The 15,748-nt window shown below is 56.9% G+C and carries 12 protein-coding genes; 9 read left to right on the top strand and 3 right to left on the bottom strand.

Features of this window, described 5'->3' with window-relative positions; all coding sequences use genetic code 11:
• Positions 1–2 precede the first annotated feature (2 nt).
• The 3 genes from ACMXYJ_RS21565 (at position 3) to betA (ending at position 4,873) form a co-directional block, all read left to right on the top strand.
• Positions 3–1,511: an aldehyde dehydrogenase family protein gene (locus ACMXYJ_RS21565; protein ID WP_415756825.1), complete on the top strand. Its 1,509-nt coding sequence runs from the start codon at positions 3–5 to the stop codon at positions 1,509–1,511.
• Positions 1,512–1,613: 102 nt separating this feature from the next.
• A complete protein-coding gene (locus tag ACMXYJ_RS21560; RefSeq protein ID WP_415756824.1) occupies positions 1,614–3,182 on the top strand; it encodes a purine-cytosine permease family protein in 1,569 nt (522 codons plus the stop codon).
• A 2-nt stretch (positions 3,183–3,184) separates the two neighbouring features.
• Complete coding sequence (gene betA / locus ACMXYJ_RS21555; protein WP_415756823.1) at positions 3,185–4,873, top strand: choline dehydrogenase; 1,689 nt, start codon at positions 3,185–3,187, stop codon at positions 4,871–4,873.
• Between the two features lie 176 nt (positions 4,874–5,049).
• On the opposite strand, the gene ACMXYJ_RS21550 is transcribed toward betA, so the two are convergent.
• Positions 5,050–7,335, bottom strand: a complete 2,286-nt coding sequence (locus tag ACMXYJ_RS21550) for an Orn/Lys/Arg decarboxylase N-terminal domain-containing protein (protein WP_415756822.1) — start codon at positions 7,333–7,335, stop codon at positions 5,050–5,052.
• A 2-nt stretch (positions 7,336–7,337) separates the two neighbouring features.
• Entirely contained in the window at positions 7,338–8,741 is a 1,404-nt protein-coding gene (potE, locus tag ACMXYJ_RS21545) for a putrescine-ornithine antiporter (RefSeq protein ID WP_415756821.1), read from the bottom strand.
• A 184-nt stretch (positions 8,742–8,925) separates the two neighbouring features.
• Here potE and ACMXYJ_RS21540 point away from each other — a divergent pair, with 184 nt between their 5' ends.
• Positions 8,926–9,255: a hypothetical protein gene (locus tag ACMXYJ_RS21540; RefSeq protein ID WP_415756820.1), complete on the top strand. Its 330-nt coding sequence runs from the start codon at positions 8,926–8,928 to the stop codon at positions 9,253–9,255.
• Positions 9,256–9,356: 101 nt separating this feature from the next.
• On the opposite strand, the gene ACMXYJ_RS21535 is transcribed toward ACMXYJ_RS21540, so the two are convergent.
• Complete coding sequence (locus tag ACMXYJ_RS21535; RefSeq protein WP_415756819.1) at positions 9,357–10,073, bottom strand: glycosyltransferase family 25 protein; 717 nt, start codon at positions 10,071–10,073, stop codon at positions 9,357–9,359.
• A 288-nt stretch (positions 10,074–10,361) separates the two neighbouring features.
• Between ACMXYJ_RS21535 and ACMXYJ_RS21530 the strand changes: the two genes are divergently transcribed.
• The 5 genes from ACMXYJ_RS21530 to ACMXYJ_RS21510 all read left to right on the top strand — a co-directional run bounded on the left by ACMXYJ_RS21530 (position 10,362) and on the right by ACMXYJ_RS21510 (position 15,715).
• Positions 10,362–11,015, top strand: a complete 654-nt coding sequence (locus ACMXYJ_RS21530) for a peroxiredoxin (RefSeq protein WP_415756818.1) — start codon at positions 10,362–10,364, stop codon at positions 11,013–11,015.
• Between the two features lie 477 nt (positions 11,016–11,492).
• On the top strand, positions 11,493–11,975 hold the full coding sequence (locus ACMXYJ_RS21525; RefSeq protein ID WP_415756817.1) for a hypothetical protein: 483 nt from the start codon (positions 11,493–11,495) through the stop codon (positions 11,973–11,975).
• A 460-nt stretch (positions 11,976–12,435) separates the two neighbouring features.
• Entirely contained in the window at positions 12,436–12,993 is a 558-nt protein-coding gene (locus tag ACMXYJ_RS21520) for a polysaccharide biosynthesis/export family protein (RefSeq protein WP_415756816.1), read from the top strand.
• Positions 12,994–13,064: 71 nt separating this feature from the next.
• Entirely contained in the window at positions 13,065–14,135 is a 1,071-nt protein-coding gene (locus tag ACMXYJ_RS21515) for a hypothetical protein (protein WP_415760780.1), read from the top strand.
• Positions 14,136–14,155: 20 nt separating this feature from the next.
• Positions 14,156–15,715: a GumC family protein gene (locus ACMXYJ_RS21510; RefSeq protein ID WP_415756815.1), complete on the top strand. Its 1,560-nt coding sequence runs from the start codon at positions 14,156–14,158 to the stop codon at positions 15,713–15,715.
• Positions 15,716–15,748: the final 33 nt, after the last annotated feature.

Below are 15,748 nucleotides of genomic sequence, written 5' to 3'. Positions count from 1 at the left end.
AAATGGACATGATCGTTAAGCAGTATCTCCAGAAATTTGGTGTATCCGAAGCCACCCAGACCTTCCTCAGCAAGGTTCAGAAGATGTTTATCGGTGGCGCCTTTGTCGAGGCCAGCGACGGGCAGACGTCCGATGTTATCGAGCCCTCGACCGAGGGTCTGATCACGCGTATTCCGATGGGCACCACACAGGATCTGGATCGCGCCGTGCAAGCCGCTCGCGCACAGTTTGACGGTGGCGCCTGGCGCCAGGCCAAACCGGCGGAACGCGAGCGGATGATGCAACGCCTGGCGGACCTGATTGAAAGCAACGCCTTTGAGCTGGCGGAAATCGAATCGATCGACATGGGCAAGTCAGTCGCCTTCGCGCGGGACGTCGATATCCAAGGCACCGTCGATACGCTGCGTTACTTCGCCGGTTGGGCGACCAAGCTGCATGGCCGCACCGTTGAGCCGTCGCTGCCGGGCAATTACCTGGCCTATACGCGCAAGGAAGCGGTGGGTGTGGTCGGCGCCATCGTGCCCTGGAACTTCCCGCTGCAAACCATGGCCTGGAAGCTCGGCGCGGCGCTGGCAACCGGTTGCACCGTGGTGGTCAAACCCGCCGAACTGACCTCGCTGTCGGCCTTGCGATTTGCCGAACTGGTGCAGGAAGCCGGTATCCCGGACGGGGTGATCAACATCGTGACCGGACGCGGCAGCGTGGTCGGTGCGGCCATGGCCACGCACCCCGGTATCGACAAGCTCACCTTCACCGGCTCGACCCCGGTCGGCCGTACCGTCGGCCGCGCCGCGCTGGACGAAATGAAGCGACTAACCCTCGAACTCGGAGGAAAATCACCGGTAATCGTATTGGCTGATGCCGACGTGCCAGCCGCCGCCCAGGCCATTGCCAACGGCGTGTTTTTCAACTCAGGTCAGGTGTGTGATGCCGGTACTCGCGCCTATGTTCATCGCAGCGTCTACGACGAATTCCTGCGCGAACTGATCGCCTACACCCGCACGCTGAAAATCGCACCGGGTCTGGATCCAGACTGCTTCATCAGCCCGTTGGTCTCGGCGTTGCAGAAGGAGCGAGTGACCGACTACATCGAAACCGGCAAGCAAGAAGGCGCCGAACTGGTCTACGGCGGCCAGCCTGTCGAGGGGCCCGGTTTCTTTGTCGAGCCGACCATTTTTGCCCATTGCCGCAACGACATGCGCATTGTCCAGGAAGAGATCTTTGGTCCGGTGCTGGTCACCGCACCGTTCGACGATGAAGAAGAGGCCTTGGCCCTGGCCAATGACTCGCCTTACGGCCTGGCGGCCGCACTGTATTCCAATGACCTTGGAAAGGTGCACAGCCTGATCCCACGATTGAAAGCGGGTTCGGTCTACGTCAACGCCCACGGCACCCTCGACCCGTCGATGCCGTTCGGTGGCTACAAACAGTCCGGATTCGGCAAGGACCTGGGCGCGGAGCAGCTCGATTATCTGCTCGAGACCAAGGCGGTCTGGATCACACTTCCCTGAGTCAAGGCTGACTCAATCCCTGTGGGAGCTCGCTCCTACAGGGGCGTTCACCCAAAACAACGCAGTTATCTCGTCATGATCTTCCAACAATAAGAGACCATCATGAACACTAACGCCAAGTCAGCCCTGAGCGTGTCGGTCCTGGACGACAAACCCGTCGTCGAAAGCCATTCGATTGACTTCATCCCGGAGAACGAGCGCACCGACAAACTGTCGAGCCAGGGCCCGTTCTGGTTCCTCGGCAATTTCACCTTCTTTACCATGACCATCGGCTTCGTTGGCCCGAGCGTCGGCCTGACCGCGCTCTGGACCACACTGGCCGGCACGCTGGGCATCATGTTCGGCACGCTGTTCATGGCGTTTCACGGCTCGCAAGGCCCGCACCTTGGCCTGCCGCAAATGATCCAGTCCCGTGCGCAGTTCGGCTATCGCGGTGTGATCCTGGTGCTGCTGGCGACGCTGTTTGTGTTCGCCGGTTTCAACATCGTGAACCTGGTGTTGATGATGCAGGGGCTGCACACGCTATTCGGCTTCAACCCCGCAGTGATCGCGGTGGCGGTGACGATACCGGCGGCCGTATTGGCAATCCTCGGGCATGACTGGATGCACCGCAGCTTCAAATGGGCGTTGTACCTGTCGCTTCCGCTTTACGGCCTGGTGACATTGGCGGTGCTGATGGGCTGGGTTCCCGATGCCGCGGTGCCGGTACTCGCGGCCGGTGAAGTGGCCCCGGCGCCGCTGGGCTTCAACTGGACCGGTTTCATTGCCCAGTTCGCAGCAGCGGCGAGTTACAACATCGCTTACGCCCCGTATGTGTCCGACTATTCGCGTTACCTGCCGAAGAACACCTCCAGCGGCAAACTGATCGCCGTGGTGTTCCTGGGTGCCTCGTTGTCCGGCGCATGGATGATTTCCGTGGGTGGCTGGCTGGCCGATCACCTGCATTCCACGGACGTGCTGGTGGCCCTTGGGCAAGTGGGTAACACGGTGTCGCCGCTGATGGGGACCGTGGTAGTGGTGGTCACGATCCTGGCGTTCCTGCCGGTCATCGCCATGAACATCTACAGTGCGAAGTTGACCACGCTGACCTGCGTCGACTCGATCAAGCACATCGAACCGACCCGCAAGGCACGCATTCTGGCGATTGGTTTCGTGATCCTGCTGCAACTGGGCGTGGCCCTGAGCATTCAGAGTTCGGGCAAAGGCCTGTCAGTGTTGGGCATTTACCTGGTGGTGATGCTGTACTTCCTGGTGCCATGGACCTCGGTCAACCTGACCGACTACTTCTTCGTCCGCAAAGGCCGCTACGCCATCCCGCATTTCTTCATGCCGCACGGCAACATCTATGGCAGCTGGGGCCTGCGCGGCATCGCGGCGTATGCCATCGGCTTCATCTCGATGATCCCGTTCTTCTACATCTACGACGGCGTCGAGCAGCGTGAAGTGTATGTCGGCCCGCTCGCCAAAGCGCTCGGCAGCATCGATATCGCCTGGCTGGTCGGGCTGATCGTGTCGGGGCTGGTCTACTACTGGTTCAGCCGTTCAATCGACCTCAAGCGCGAAGAAGCCGTCATCCAGCACATCGAAAAAACATCCCCGCAATACACCACCGGCGACAAGTTGCCCCTGCCTTCGTTGCACGTTTTCAACGAATCAACGGCCCGGAGATAATCATGGCTACGCAAAAATACGACTACATCATCATCGGTGCCGGCTCGGCAGGTTGTGTGTTGGCCAACCGCCTCAGCGAAGACCCGGCCACCTCCGTGCTGGTACTGGAATTCGGCGGCAGCGACCGCAGTGTGGTGATCCAGATGCCGAGTGCATTTTCGATCCCGATGAACACCAAGAAGTACAACTGGCGCTACGAAACCGAGCCGGAGCCGTTCCTCAACGGACGTCGCATTCACTGCCCAAGGGGCAAGGTGCTCGGTGGCTCGTCGTCGATCAATGGCCTGGTGTACATCCGTGGTCACGCCTATGACTTTGACGAATGGGAGTCCCTCGGTGCAGAGGGGTGGGGCTATCGCAATTGCCTGCCTTACTTCAAACGGGCCGAGCATTACGAGGAGGGCGGTGACGGTTATCGCGGCGGCACCGGCCCCTTGCACACCACCAACGGCAATCACATGAAAAACCCGTTGTATGGGGCCTGGGTCGAGGCGGGCGCAGAAGCGGGCTACATCAAGACCGAGGACTGCAACGGTTACATGCAGGAAGGTTTTGGCGCGATGCACATGACGGTGAAAAACGGCGTGCGCTGCTCCACGGCCAACGCTTACCTGCGCCCGGCCATGGGACGTCCGAACCTGACCGTGATCACCCATGCAATGACCCGTCAGATCATCCTTGAAGGCAAGCGAGCCGTCGGCGTCATGTATGACCACGATGGCCAGACCCATCAGGTTTACTGCAACCGTGAGGTGCTGATTTCCTCGGGGCCCATCGGTTCGCCGCACCTGTTGCAACGCTCCGGTATCGGCCCGGCCGCGGTCTTGCGCAAAGCCGGGATCGGCGTGCGTCATGACCTGCCGGGAGTAGGGGAGAACCTGCAGGATCACGCTGAGGTGTACATCCAGTTCGGCTGCAAGGAACCCGTGACGCTCAATAGCAAAATGGACCCGCTGAGCAAACTGTTGATCGGCCTGCGCTGGCTGTTGTTCAAGGACGGACTCGGCGCCACCAACCATTTTGAGGCCGGTGGTTTCATCCGCTCGGACAAGGGCCTGCGCTGGCCGGACATTCAGTTCCATTTTCTGCCGGCGGCCATGCGTTATGACGGTAACAAACCGATCAAGGGCCACGGCTTCATGGTGCTCACCGGGCCGAACAAACCGAAAAGTCGCGGTTATGTTCGGGTGCGTTCCGCTGACCCTTACGAACATCCAGAGATTCAATTCAACTACCTGCAACGCGAAGAAGACCGCGAAGGTTTCCGCCGCTGCATTCGTCTGACTCGCGAGATCATCGGCCAGCCGGCGATGGACCGCTTCCGCGACGGCGAGATTGCCCCCGGGCCACAGGTGAACACCGACGAAGAAATCGACGCCTTCGTGCGTGAAAACCTGGAAAGCACTTACCATCCTTGCGGCTCATGCCGCATGGGCGAGGACGAGATGGCAGTGGTTGACTCCGAGTTGCGTGTGCGGGGCATCGCGGGTTTGCGGGTGATCGACTCGTCGGTGTTTCCAACCGAGCCAAACGGCAACCTCAACGCACCGACCATCATGCTGGCCGAACGGGCCTCCGATCTGGTTCGTGGGCGCACCATGCTGCCGGCGTCCGATGCGCCCGTCGGTCTGGTCCCGGATTGGGAAACCAGCCAGCGATCGTCGTTGCCGGGGCGCAATGTGAGGGTTTAAACCCCACTCTGTGGGAGCGAGCTTGCTCGCGATAGCGGCAGGTCAGTCAGCATTGATGTTGAATGTTGCGCCGCCATCGCGAGCAAGCTCGCTCCCACAGGTTTTACGCCTTAACTGACAAGTATGAGCCCTCAAGGCGCCCGTTTTTTGACTTTGCTGCACGTACAGGCGCTAGCTCATTTCAACACCAGCAAGCTATAAACCCCGCCCTCGCTTTCGATCCCATGGGTGTCATGGGTGAAACCCGGGAAGGATTTGTCGAAGGCTTCCAGCGCCTTGAGATACGCCAGCAACGGCCCGTCCGCAGGCCCGGCGTTTTCACCCGGCATCAGCAATGGAATGCCCGGTGGATACGGCACGATACCGGTCGCGGCGATACGTCCGGCGGCTTCTTCGAGTGTCACCCGTTCGATGTCGTTTCTGACCAGTTTTTCGTAAGCCTCCACCGGGCTGAATTCGGCTTTCGGCAGTGTGCCGAACGCCTGGGCCATGTTGGCGGTGGTTTTGTGTTTCTTCATGGCGGCGAAGATTTCGTCGGCCAGGTCCTTGAGGCCCATGCCGGCGTAACGAGTCTGGTTGGCGGCCAGCAGATCCGGCAGGCACAGTTCCAGTTCGACGTTGTCGTCATAGTCGCGTTTGAAGTCGAGCAGGGCATTGAGCAAGGTGCCCCATTTGCCTTTGGTGATGCCGATGGAGAACAGGAACAAAATGGTGAAGTCGGTGGTTTTCTCGACCACGATGCCCTGACGTCCCAGGTACGCCGTGAGCACACAAGCCGGGATGCCCGAGTCGAGCAGGTTGCCGTCGTCGCCCATGCCGGGGCTGAGCACCGAGACCTTGATCGGGTCGAGCATGCAGTAGCCTTCTTCGATGTCACCGAAGCCGTGCCATACCGCGTTGGGGTGCAGTACCCAGCAGTTCGGCTCGGTTTTCAACAGCACCGGGTCGACTTCATGGAACGGCACGGTGGCCGCGCCAACCTGCACGGTCGGCGGCTGCCAGCAGGTAAAGAACCAGTCATCCTTGCTCAGCATCTCGTTGTGCATGCGCGAGACGACCTGGCGGAAACTGATGGCTTCTTCGATCGATTCGGTGGTGAGGATTTGCCCGCTGGGCGCTTCCATCATCGCCGAGCTGACGTCGCACGAAGCCATGATTGCGTAGTTCGGCGACGTCGAGGCGTGCATCATGTACGACTCGTTGAAGCGCCCGTGTTCGATCGGGTTGCGGCCGTTACGCACGTGAATCATCGAGGCCTGGGAGAGGGCGGCCAGCAACTTGTGGGTCGACTGGGTGGCGAACACGGTCGGCTTCGAGTCGTCGTGGTCGTCCGGGCTGCCGTGCATGGCGTGGCGCTCGCGGTACAGCGGGTTGAAACGCGCATAACCGTACCAGGCTTCATCGAAATGCAGACGATCGACGCTTTGCCCCAGCAACTCTTCGAGGCGGGTGACGTTGTAAGTCAGGCCGTCGTAGGTGGAGTTGGTGATGATGGCGTGGACGGGTGTCGGGTCGATGCCTTGCTTGACCAGCGGGTTGCTGGCGATAGCGGCTTTCACGCCGTCGCTGCTCAGGGTTTGCGGCAGGATCGGGCCGATGATGCCGTAGCGGTTACGGGTCGGCACCAGATAGGTCGGAATGGCCCCGGACAGGGTCATCGCATGCTCGGCGGACTTGTGGCAGTTGCGGTCGCACAGGGCGATCTGATTGCGCGTGACGCTGGCCATGAGGATGACGCGGTTGGACATCGACGAGCCGTTGGTGACGTAGTAGGTGCGGTGGGCGCCGAACACCTTGGCGGCGTAGCGCTCGCCCTGGCCGATGGGGCCGCTGTGATCGAGCAGCGAACCGAGTTCACCGACTGAAATCGACAGGTCCGAACGCAGCAGGTTTTCGCCAAAAAACTCATAGAAGGCGCGGCCCGCGGTGCTCTTCAAAAACGCTGTGCCGCCGGCATGTCCTGGGGTGTGCCACGAGTACTCATAAGTCCGGGCAAACTTCACCAGCGCACCGAACATGGGAGGGAGTGCGGCTTGGCGATAACGTTCGATGGCCGCCAGGATGCGTCCGCTGAGGAAGCGGCTGGTGTCCTCGGGCAACCAGATGAAGTCGTCGGCGTGCTGCATGACCACGAGTGGAATGTTCGACGCGGTGCTGCGGTCGCTAATCAGGAAAACCGGCACCCGGGTGTTGCGCTCACGCAGGCTGACCAGCAGTTGGATGCATTCCTCATGGTCTTCGCTTTTGTCCATTTCCCAACTGAGCAGCACACATTGAATGGCCGGGTCCGAGCGCAGGATCGACGTGGCGTCGCTCAGGGTTTCCGACGCCAGCACGTGAACGGCGCGTTCTTCTACATCATGGACCAACTGAGTCAGGGCACGACCGAAGACGGTGCGCTTGTCTAGCGGGCTGCTGACCAACAGCGTCAGCATCCCCAGCGTGTGTCTATATTCCGTCATGATTAAGCCTCCACTTTTACTGCTTGCAAGTTATTGACCGGCACCGCCTCGCCCGTGATGTGCTGAGCGCTGACGGTTTGTGTTGGTACGCTGTTATTGAGCGCTTCGAGACGGATCAGGCGATTGTTGACGAAGCCGAACAGCGTGTATCCGAAGATGGTCGCCACGCCACCGAGCATCAATGCCTGCGCGCCTGAACTGTACAGCGCCAGATAGCTGTAAGCCGCTGCGACCCACGCAATGATGTTGGTTATCAGCGCCTTGCCCGCCGGAACGTTGGAGACCTTTTGAATAGTCATCAACGCGGCCATGGAGAGGATGTAGGGCACCAGGTTGGTGACCACCGCGAGGTTGACGAGTGTGTCGAACTGCTTGCTCAGGTCAGGGCTGATGGTGAGAAAAGCCAGCGCCGTCTGCACGGCCAGCAGCACCAGCATGCCAACAATCGGCGTACCGGCCTTGTTGGACTTGGCAAAGATCGACAGGAAATAACCGGTGTCCGCAGAGCTTTTGTAGACCTGAGCAATGGTGAATTGCCAGCCCAGCAGCGACCCGATGCACGCCAGTACCATCGCGGCCATCACAATGTCGCCGACCAGAGGGGTGAACATCTTGGCAAAGACCAGCCCGAACGGTGCAGTGGAGGAGGCCAGTTCCGGGTTATCGACGATACCGGCGATGACGTTGGTGGAGACGATGTAGATCACCGCAGCGCCGAGGGTGCCGCCGAGTACCGCAATGGGTACGTTCCGCTCCGGATTTTCCACGGCATCGGTGTTGGCGCACGCCGACTCCAGACCGAGGAATGCCCACAAGGTGATCGCCACCGATGCCCCTGCGGCTTCGAACCAGCCCATGTTGTGGGGGTTCCAGCCGGCGGCGTAGACACTGCTGTCGAACCAGTACCAGCCAACGGTGGATACGAGCACCACCGGCGCAATCACACCCCAGACCGTGATCGCACCGATCCGGCCGGTAATCCGCGCGCCGCCGAAGTTGGCGAACGTGGTGATCCACAACAGAGCGATGGTCGCCAGACCCACTTGCAGTGAATCAAGCTTGATGTGGAACAGTTCCTGGATATAGCCGACCGCCGTAATACTGATCGCAACGTTGGCAATCAACAGCGAGAGGCCATAGGTGTAGTTCGTGATGTAGTTGCCCGCCTTGCCGAAGGTGTACTCGGCATAGCCGCCCATGCCCCCGGTCTTTCGGCTGAGCATCCCGCAGCGCGCAAAGGCATAGGCCAGCGCCAGGGAACCGGTGGCCGTGATCAGCCAGGAAAGGATGGAAATACCGCCGACTTCGGCAAGTTTTGTGGGGAGCAGCACAATGCCGGAGCCCAACATGTTGACGGCTGTCAACATCGTCAGTTGCCCCACTGTCATTTTCTTTGCGGCTGACATTCCGTTGCCTCATTCGTTGGCGGGAGAGAGTGTTAGCTATAGCAAAGGATTGAAATGTCGCAAGAAGTGTCCGTAAGACACGGAGAAAGCAAGCTATAGCGCATTTAAGGCATTTTGCTGGCCCCGAAGTCTGAAAGTTTTGACCAAAATCAATTTATTTTCAGATAGTTAGGATCGAATGCAAATGCGGAATGTGATGGTTGCACTGATTTCGTTAGGCCTGGCGAGCGTTGCCGCCTCTGTCCAGGCCAAAGAGCTGGCATCGAATGATCGTTACATTTGCAGCTGGGGCGCAGGAACTGCGGCGAGAGCCCAGGAACTCAAGCTGTCCGGGGTTTCACTGTATGCAGCGCGGCAGAAGTTACATACCTACAAGTTCAGTAAGTCGTGGATGCACATGATGGCGATGGGCATTACCGAGCAGACCTATGACAGTCATTCGCGGATGAAGCCCGCAGCCCTGCGCGAGAGCTTTTATGAAGAGTGCGTCCGGTACAAGTTGGCGCGCAAATGAGGAGGGCGGTCCGCCACAATCACCCGGACACGGTTCCTGCGCCGTGCCGGGCTGGTTACGTCAGGCATTGGATGCTTCAGACCTTCCCTGAAGAGAGAAAACTATCGAGTTCTTCTCAGGTTTTTTGCCTTTAGCCTCCTGAGCATACCCATTACCGGCCGCAGGAGAGGCACCCTGTCAAAGATGGAAAGCTCATGCAGGTCCGTCCGCGAGGGCCTTTGATAGCCACAATTCCAGGTGAAATAGTAAGCCAGAATTTCTTTATTCTTATGAATAAGCGTATTGAGCGCAGCGTCATAATGCATCGGGCCACCGTCTGGATGTCCCGGCGGCCGCTCCAGAATCTGCAATAAAAAATCCCTCAACTTCCCAAAGCATTTCCCGTTTACAGCATAGAAATGGGCCAAATGTATTGGCCGGTCGACTGCTTTCCAAGCGGGCAAGTTTGAGTTTTCTTCAAACGGATGCCCAAAATAGACGATGTCCCACTCCATGCCTTCCAGAGACTCGATGGCCTCTCTACCATATTGAGAAATATGTCTGGAAAACTGTATGTCGTCCTCCATGATCAAGATATTTTCCAAATTCAGGCGCATTGCTTCTTCCAGCACCCCCAGATGGCTTAAAAAGCAGCCTCTGACCCCGACGCTCGGGAAACCATTTCCCTCACTGGGCGTAACAGCCTCAAAAAAGCCTATTTTTTCATCATCAATGTGAAAGCCGTTGCGAGTGAATTCTTCTACTGTTTCTAAACGGCGATCCTTTCTTGACGAGATATTGATGATTCTTACTCGATCAAAATACTCGATCACATTCATCTGTCAGGTCCTTAGCGCAGACAATCAGGGCAGTTGGATTGGCCGGATTGCAGTATAGGCAGCATTTGCGGATGAAGTTTCAGTCTCGTGAATCGGCGTGCGGCACCAGTCCGATAAGACCCGCCGGATAGGTGCACAGTGAATGGGCACTAGGCAGAAAGCTCCGATAGCTCCGGGCATTTACCGCTCGCGCCAGCTCTTCGGCGGAGTGCAGAGCGAAGTCTTCAAGGTCTCCTATACTGGATCGTTCCGAGAGTTTCCCTACCCTTCACAGCGAGGAGAACGCACATGACCATTCGTATTGGCGACGAAGCACCGGATTTCACCGCCGAAACCACCGAAGGCACGCTCAATTTCCACGAATGGATTGGCGACAAGTGGGCCATCCTGTTCTCACATCCGAAGGACTTCACCCCGGTTTGCACCACTGAACTCGGATATATGGCCGGCCTCAAGCCGGAGTTCGACAAACGCAACACCAAGATTGTCGGTCTCAGCGTCGACCCGGTCGGTAACCATCAGACCTGGGCCAAAGACATCGAGGAAACCCAGGGCCATGCGGTCAACTACCCCATGATTGGCGACGAGAATCTGGTGGTGGCCAAGCTCTACGACATGATTCACCCGAACGCCAGTGGCGGCGCTCGTACTGCCGTGGACAACGCCACGGTGCGTTCAGTGTTCATTGTCGGCCCGGATAAAAAGATCAAGGCAATGCTGGTCTACCCGATGAGTGCCGGGCGCAACTTCGATGAAGTGCTACGGCTGCTCGACGCTATTCAGTTAAACGCCAAGCACACGGTTGCCACGCCGGTGAACTGGCGTCCGGGTGAGGACGTGATCATTCCAACGTCTATATCCGACGACGACGCAAGGAAGAAATACCCGGATGGCTTCAAGACGGTGAAACCTTATTTGCGTACGGTGGCGCAACCGAAGTAATGGTCAGTCATTCATCCTGTCTTCAACCGCGCCGAGACTTCTACAGTGTTCCAGGGCTGGGAATGCACGGGGGAGCCTTTACCTGCCATGCCGTCTTCATGCGTCAAAAACTCTCCGCCGCCGGGTACTTTCAGAAAGTGGCCTATAAACCCCGCCTTTACAGGCATGGTCGGCGGTCGAGCCCATGCCATTGCCCAGGAGCCTCGGTGCCCAGTGCAAGGCGCTGCGCCGGGTCGTGGACAAGCATACTGATGCAGGGTGACGCCCATGCGTGAAGCTATTTCACATGGATAGAATCCACTGGATTGGCGTGCTGGTTGTGTCGTTATTTTGACGTCATCCGCCCTAAAAATAAATTTCGATTTATTATTGTGACGAGCCATTGACGTAATGGCGATGTGCTTATAGGCTCAATTCATCCGATAAAGATTCCTTCAACCGACAAAAGAATAACCCCCTACGCAAGGAGGCGGTGTTATGCGCTCAACACTTGTCATTAAATTTGTGTTGTTGTCTGTTTTCCTGAATGGTGCAGCCGTTGCTACTGCTCAAGCGGCCAGTTTGGGCCTAAGCAGCGCATGCGAGGAGTTAGGGCCTCAACTTTGTACGGCTCTCAAAGAGCACACGGGTGGCGCACTGCTTACTTTTGGAAAGGGCCTTGGCTTGCCTTCATTGATCACTGATATATACGTCGATGATGCCCATTCTGCGAAAGTTAACAGTGCCATTCATCATGCTGACTCTGGCGTGGATGTATCCGTCAATTCTTCTTCGCGTGACGGATTAATGGCGGCGGTTGACAATAAGAAATTCAAGATTGATTCATCTCTCCAGGATAAAAGTCTGGTGGGGGTATCTGATATCAACCAGCCCAATGCAGTACCGCTTTCTGCGGCAGCATGGTTATTTTCTTCCGCGTTGTTTGGTTTTATTGTGGTCGCCAACCGACGGAAGATATAGGGGGTGGTCGTTATCGTTGTCGACAATAAGGGCTGTTTAGAGGGTCGCTTAGTGGGCTGTCTGGACACACGAATTTATGTATTTTTTTACGGATAATACCGGTCTTGCAATGATGTTTGGTTTGTAATTGTTGATATCAGTTAGTTGCGCTGGCAAACGTAGTTATTGTCAGGCTGACAGTGTTGCAGTTAAGCCGGTTCAAGCGGGCATGGTGTGGTTAATATTGACGCGAAATATGTTGTGGGTGGCTTGCTTGCTACAAGCTGTTGTTAAATAACACTATTCTGCTGTTTTGCACTAACGTTCCGGTTTCGGTGTGTTGCATTGGCGGAATTGACCACCCAGACGCTCAAGGGGAATGTTGTTTAGGCATTTCTTTGGCGTGAAATAGGCTAGAGTGATTTGAGTAGGTTTTTTTGTTCTAGACTCCTTGCATGGCTACTTAGACGGAGGGATGCCGATGTTCCGTTCATTGATACCTGTGCTCTGCGCGCTGGCCGTTTGGCCCAGCATTTCCAATGCCATCGAAAATGAGCCCCCTTACTCGCTGAGTCCGGGAGATAACCTTACTATTTCCGTTTGGGGCGAAGACAAGCTCAAACAGGATGTACGCGTACTCCCCAATGGCAGCATTACCTTCCCGCTGGTAGGGCGAGTCGCTGTTGAGGGGCTTGATACTACCGCTGTCGAGCAAAAAATCGCTGCCAAACTTGAGAAATTCATACCTGATCCGCAGGTGAGCGTTGTCGTCACCGGCACCGAAGGTAATCTCGTCTACGTCCAGGGCAAAGTGCTGAAACCCGGCCCCGTGCATATGGCAGGTCGAACGTCAGTGCTGCAGGTAATAAGCATGGCGGGCGGGCTCGACAAATTCGCCGATAAAGACGACATTAAGGTCGTGCGGCTCAATGGGGCTAAACAAGAGATCCTGCGCGTCGACTACAGCAAGTTGATGTCAGGGAAAGACATGGCCACCAATTTTCTACTTAAAGCCGGCGATACGCTGGTCGTGCCTTAGCCTTGCGCAAGGCACTAGGGATTACTTTGCTTGGATTTCGAACTACCGGGGTTGCGACGGCAATCCTGGCAATGTCGTGTTCGGACATGACCTATGCTGCTACTTGGCAATCAGCAATAGCAGTGCCTTCGACGGTCGAGTACGACAGCAACCCACTGCTGCTCACGAGTGATGAGAAGGGGGTGACCCGTACCATCATCGCCCCCGATTACAGCCTCGTGGGTACTTCCGGACGGGATGAGTTCCAGTTCGGTCTCGGGGTAAATATCGTGCGTTCGTCGGATACGTCGATCGTTTCGGACCGTGAAGATCCCCGATTAAGGTTAGGGTGGCAGCGCGAGACCGAAACGGGTGCTTTTGGACTCACGGCGAGGTATGAAGAAAACTCTACGCTTTCCACGGTTGTTCAGGAAACCGGCGTAGTGGCCTCCGATGGCACGCAAAAGATGTATTTGGTGGGCGGCAACTGGAGCACTGCTCTTAGCGAGCGAAGTACCCTGGTTAACGAGACTGACTACACTCATGTCACTTACGACGTTGATACGCTGACCGACTATGACGAGCTGGCGACCCGCTTCAGCTGGAACTATGCATGGAGTGAGCAGGTCGAGCTGTTCACCCGTCTTGGCGTGAGGCGCTATGAGCCGGAGAAGGGGTCTGCGGTGGCTTCCTCAAACAGCTACACCCCCACGGTCGGCTTGAATGTCCAATTCTCCGAGCGACTTAAGGGGACGGCCTACGCGGGTCTCAACCAAGTTTCCGGCACCGGTAGCGGCCCCAAAGGCCAGGGCGGTTTACTGTTGCAATATGCCGGTGAGCGTATTGATACCAGCATCGACGCCAGTCGTAGCACTCTCGCCAGCGGGGACGGTGGTTTCGTTGAGGTTGATGCCCTGAGGGGAACATGGAGCTATGCCCTCGACGAGACCCGGCGCACCGGTTTCGATGTCTCCTGGCAAGACGCCAAAGGCCGAACGCCTAATACCCTGCAAAATTACAGTGCCTGGTTTAGCCAAGAACTCTCGCCTTTTTGGATTGCACGCCTATCCTACACATACAAACAACGCCAGCAAGATGGCTTGCCGGATGCCACTGCAAACGTCGTCGGGCTGACGTTGACTTATAGTTATCCCGGTCTCTGACATTCAGCTGTGTGAGAAATATGGCCTCTGAATACGAAATGTCGTTCAACGACTACCTAGCTATCATCAAGCACCACGCCCTGCTGTTGATCTTGAGTTTCGTGGTCATACTCGGCGTGTGCATAGCGGTAGCGATTTCTCTCCCGCCTACCTATGAGTCATCCGGCACGATTCTGGTGGAGTCTCAACAGATTTCGCCAGACCTGGTGGCGGCCAACAACAATACCTTTGCCGATGAGCGCATCGAAGTCATTCGCCAGCGCGTGATGACCCGTGAGCATCTGGAAGGAATTATCGACAAATACAATCTTTATGCTTCGCAAACCCGGCAACTGAGCGTTAGCGAGAAGATCGAAGAAATGCGCACTGCGATTGTGGTCTCCCTGGTCAGTGCTGCCGTAAAGGGGCGGGGAGAGGTGACGATTGCTTTCCGTCTTTCCTTTGAGCACAGGCAGCCAGAGATTGCGAACAAAGTTGCCAAGGAGCTGGTGACGCTGTTTCTGGATGAAAACATCAAGCAACGCACCGAGCGCGCCAGTGAAACGACAGAGTTCCTGACGCAGGAGGCGGACAAACTCAGGGTGGAACTGGAAGCCCTTGAGAACCGGTTGGCGGACTTCAAGCAGGCACACAGCAACGCACTGCCTGAGCATCAAGAGCTGCGCATGAATATGTTGACGCGCGCCGAAACCGAGCTTAAAGAGGTCGACCGGGACTACAAAACTGCCCGTGAGGAGTTGCGCTTCAATGAGTTGGAGCTTTCCGCCGCGAATGCCGGGCTAGCGACCAAGCCTGGAGCGCCCGGTGCGGCAGTTGATAAACCACAGGATTTGGCTAGCCTCAAAGCGGAGTACACCCGCTTGCAGTCGCTGTATACGCAAGCCCACCCCGACGTGCGTGCCGTCAAACGCAAAATTGCTGCACTTGAGGCTGGCAAAGGTGCTGGTGCAGGGGCTTCGGTCAATCTGGACATTGCCAAGGCCCAGGCGCGGATCTCCGCAGCAGAAGCACGTATCAAGTCGTTGGCCGATCAAAAGCAGCAAATACTCGGAAAAATAGCCGAATACGAGGCACAAATTATTGAGACGCCGCAAGTCGAGCGCGGCTTGGTCACGGTGATGCGTGACCATGATAATGCTCGTAAAAAATATGAGGAGATTCGCACGAAGGAAATGAGTGCGAAAATTTCCGAAAGCCTGGAGCAGGAAAACAAAGCCGAGCGTTTTGTTCTTCTGGAGTCGCCGCTGATGCCCGAAAAGCCGGTACGGCCGAACCGTAAAAAAGTGGTCGCCATGGGTTTCTTGCTTGCCCCGGTGGGTTCTGGCGCGCTGGTGATGCTCCTCGAGATGATGAGTCAGCGTGTGCGTGGTGCCCAGGCCTTGGCCAGCGTGCTGGGTAGACGCGTATTGGTTTCCATTCCCTACATTCACACCAAGGCTGAACTGGTACGCCGCAGGAAGTGGCGAACGCTATTGATCGTCTGTGGAGCCGTGACAATCGCGATCTCTCTGGTGCTCCTGCACTTCCTCTACATGCCTCTGGATCTTCTGATGTTTAAAGCTCTGGGCCGGTTTGCATAAGGAATATAGCCATGGAAATATTCAATCCCGATA

The organism is Pseudomonas arabinosi (assembly GCF_047758675.1).
In the GTDB taxonomy this organism is placed as follows: domain Bacteria; phylum Pseudomonadota; class Gammaproteobacteria; order Pseudomonadales; family Pseudomonadaceae; genus Aquipseudomonas; species Aquipseudomonas arabinosi.
Note: the sequence above shows the minus strand (reverse complement) of the source record. Positions and strands in the feature narration are given on the sequence as shown.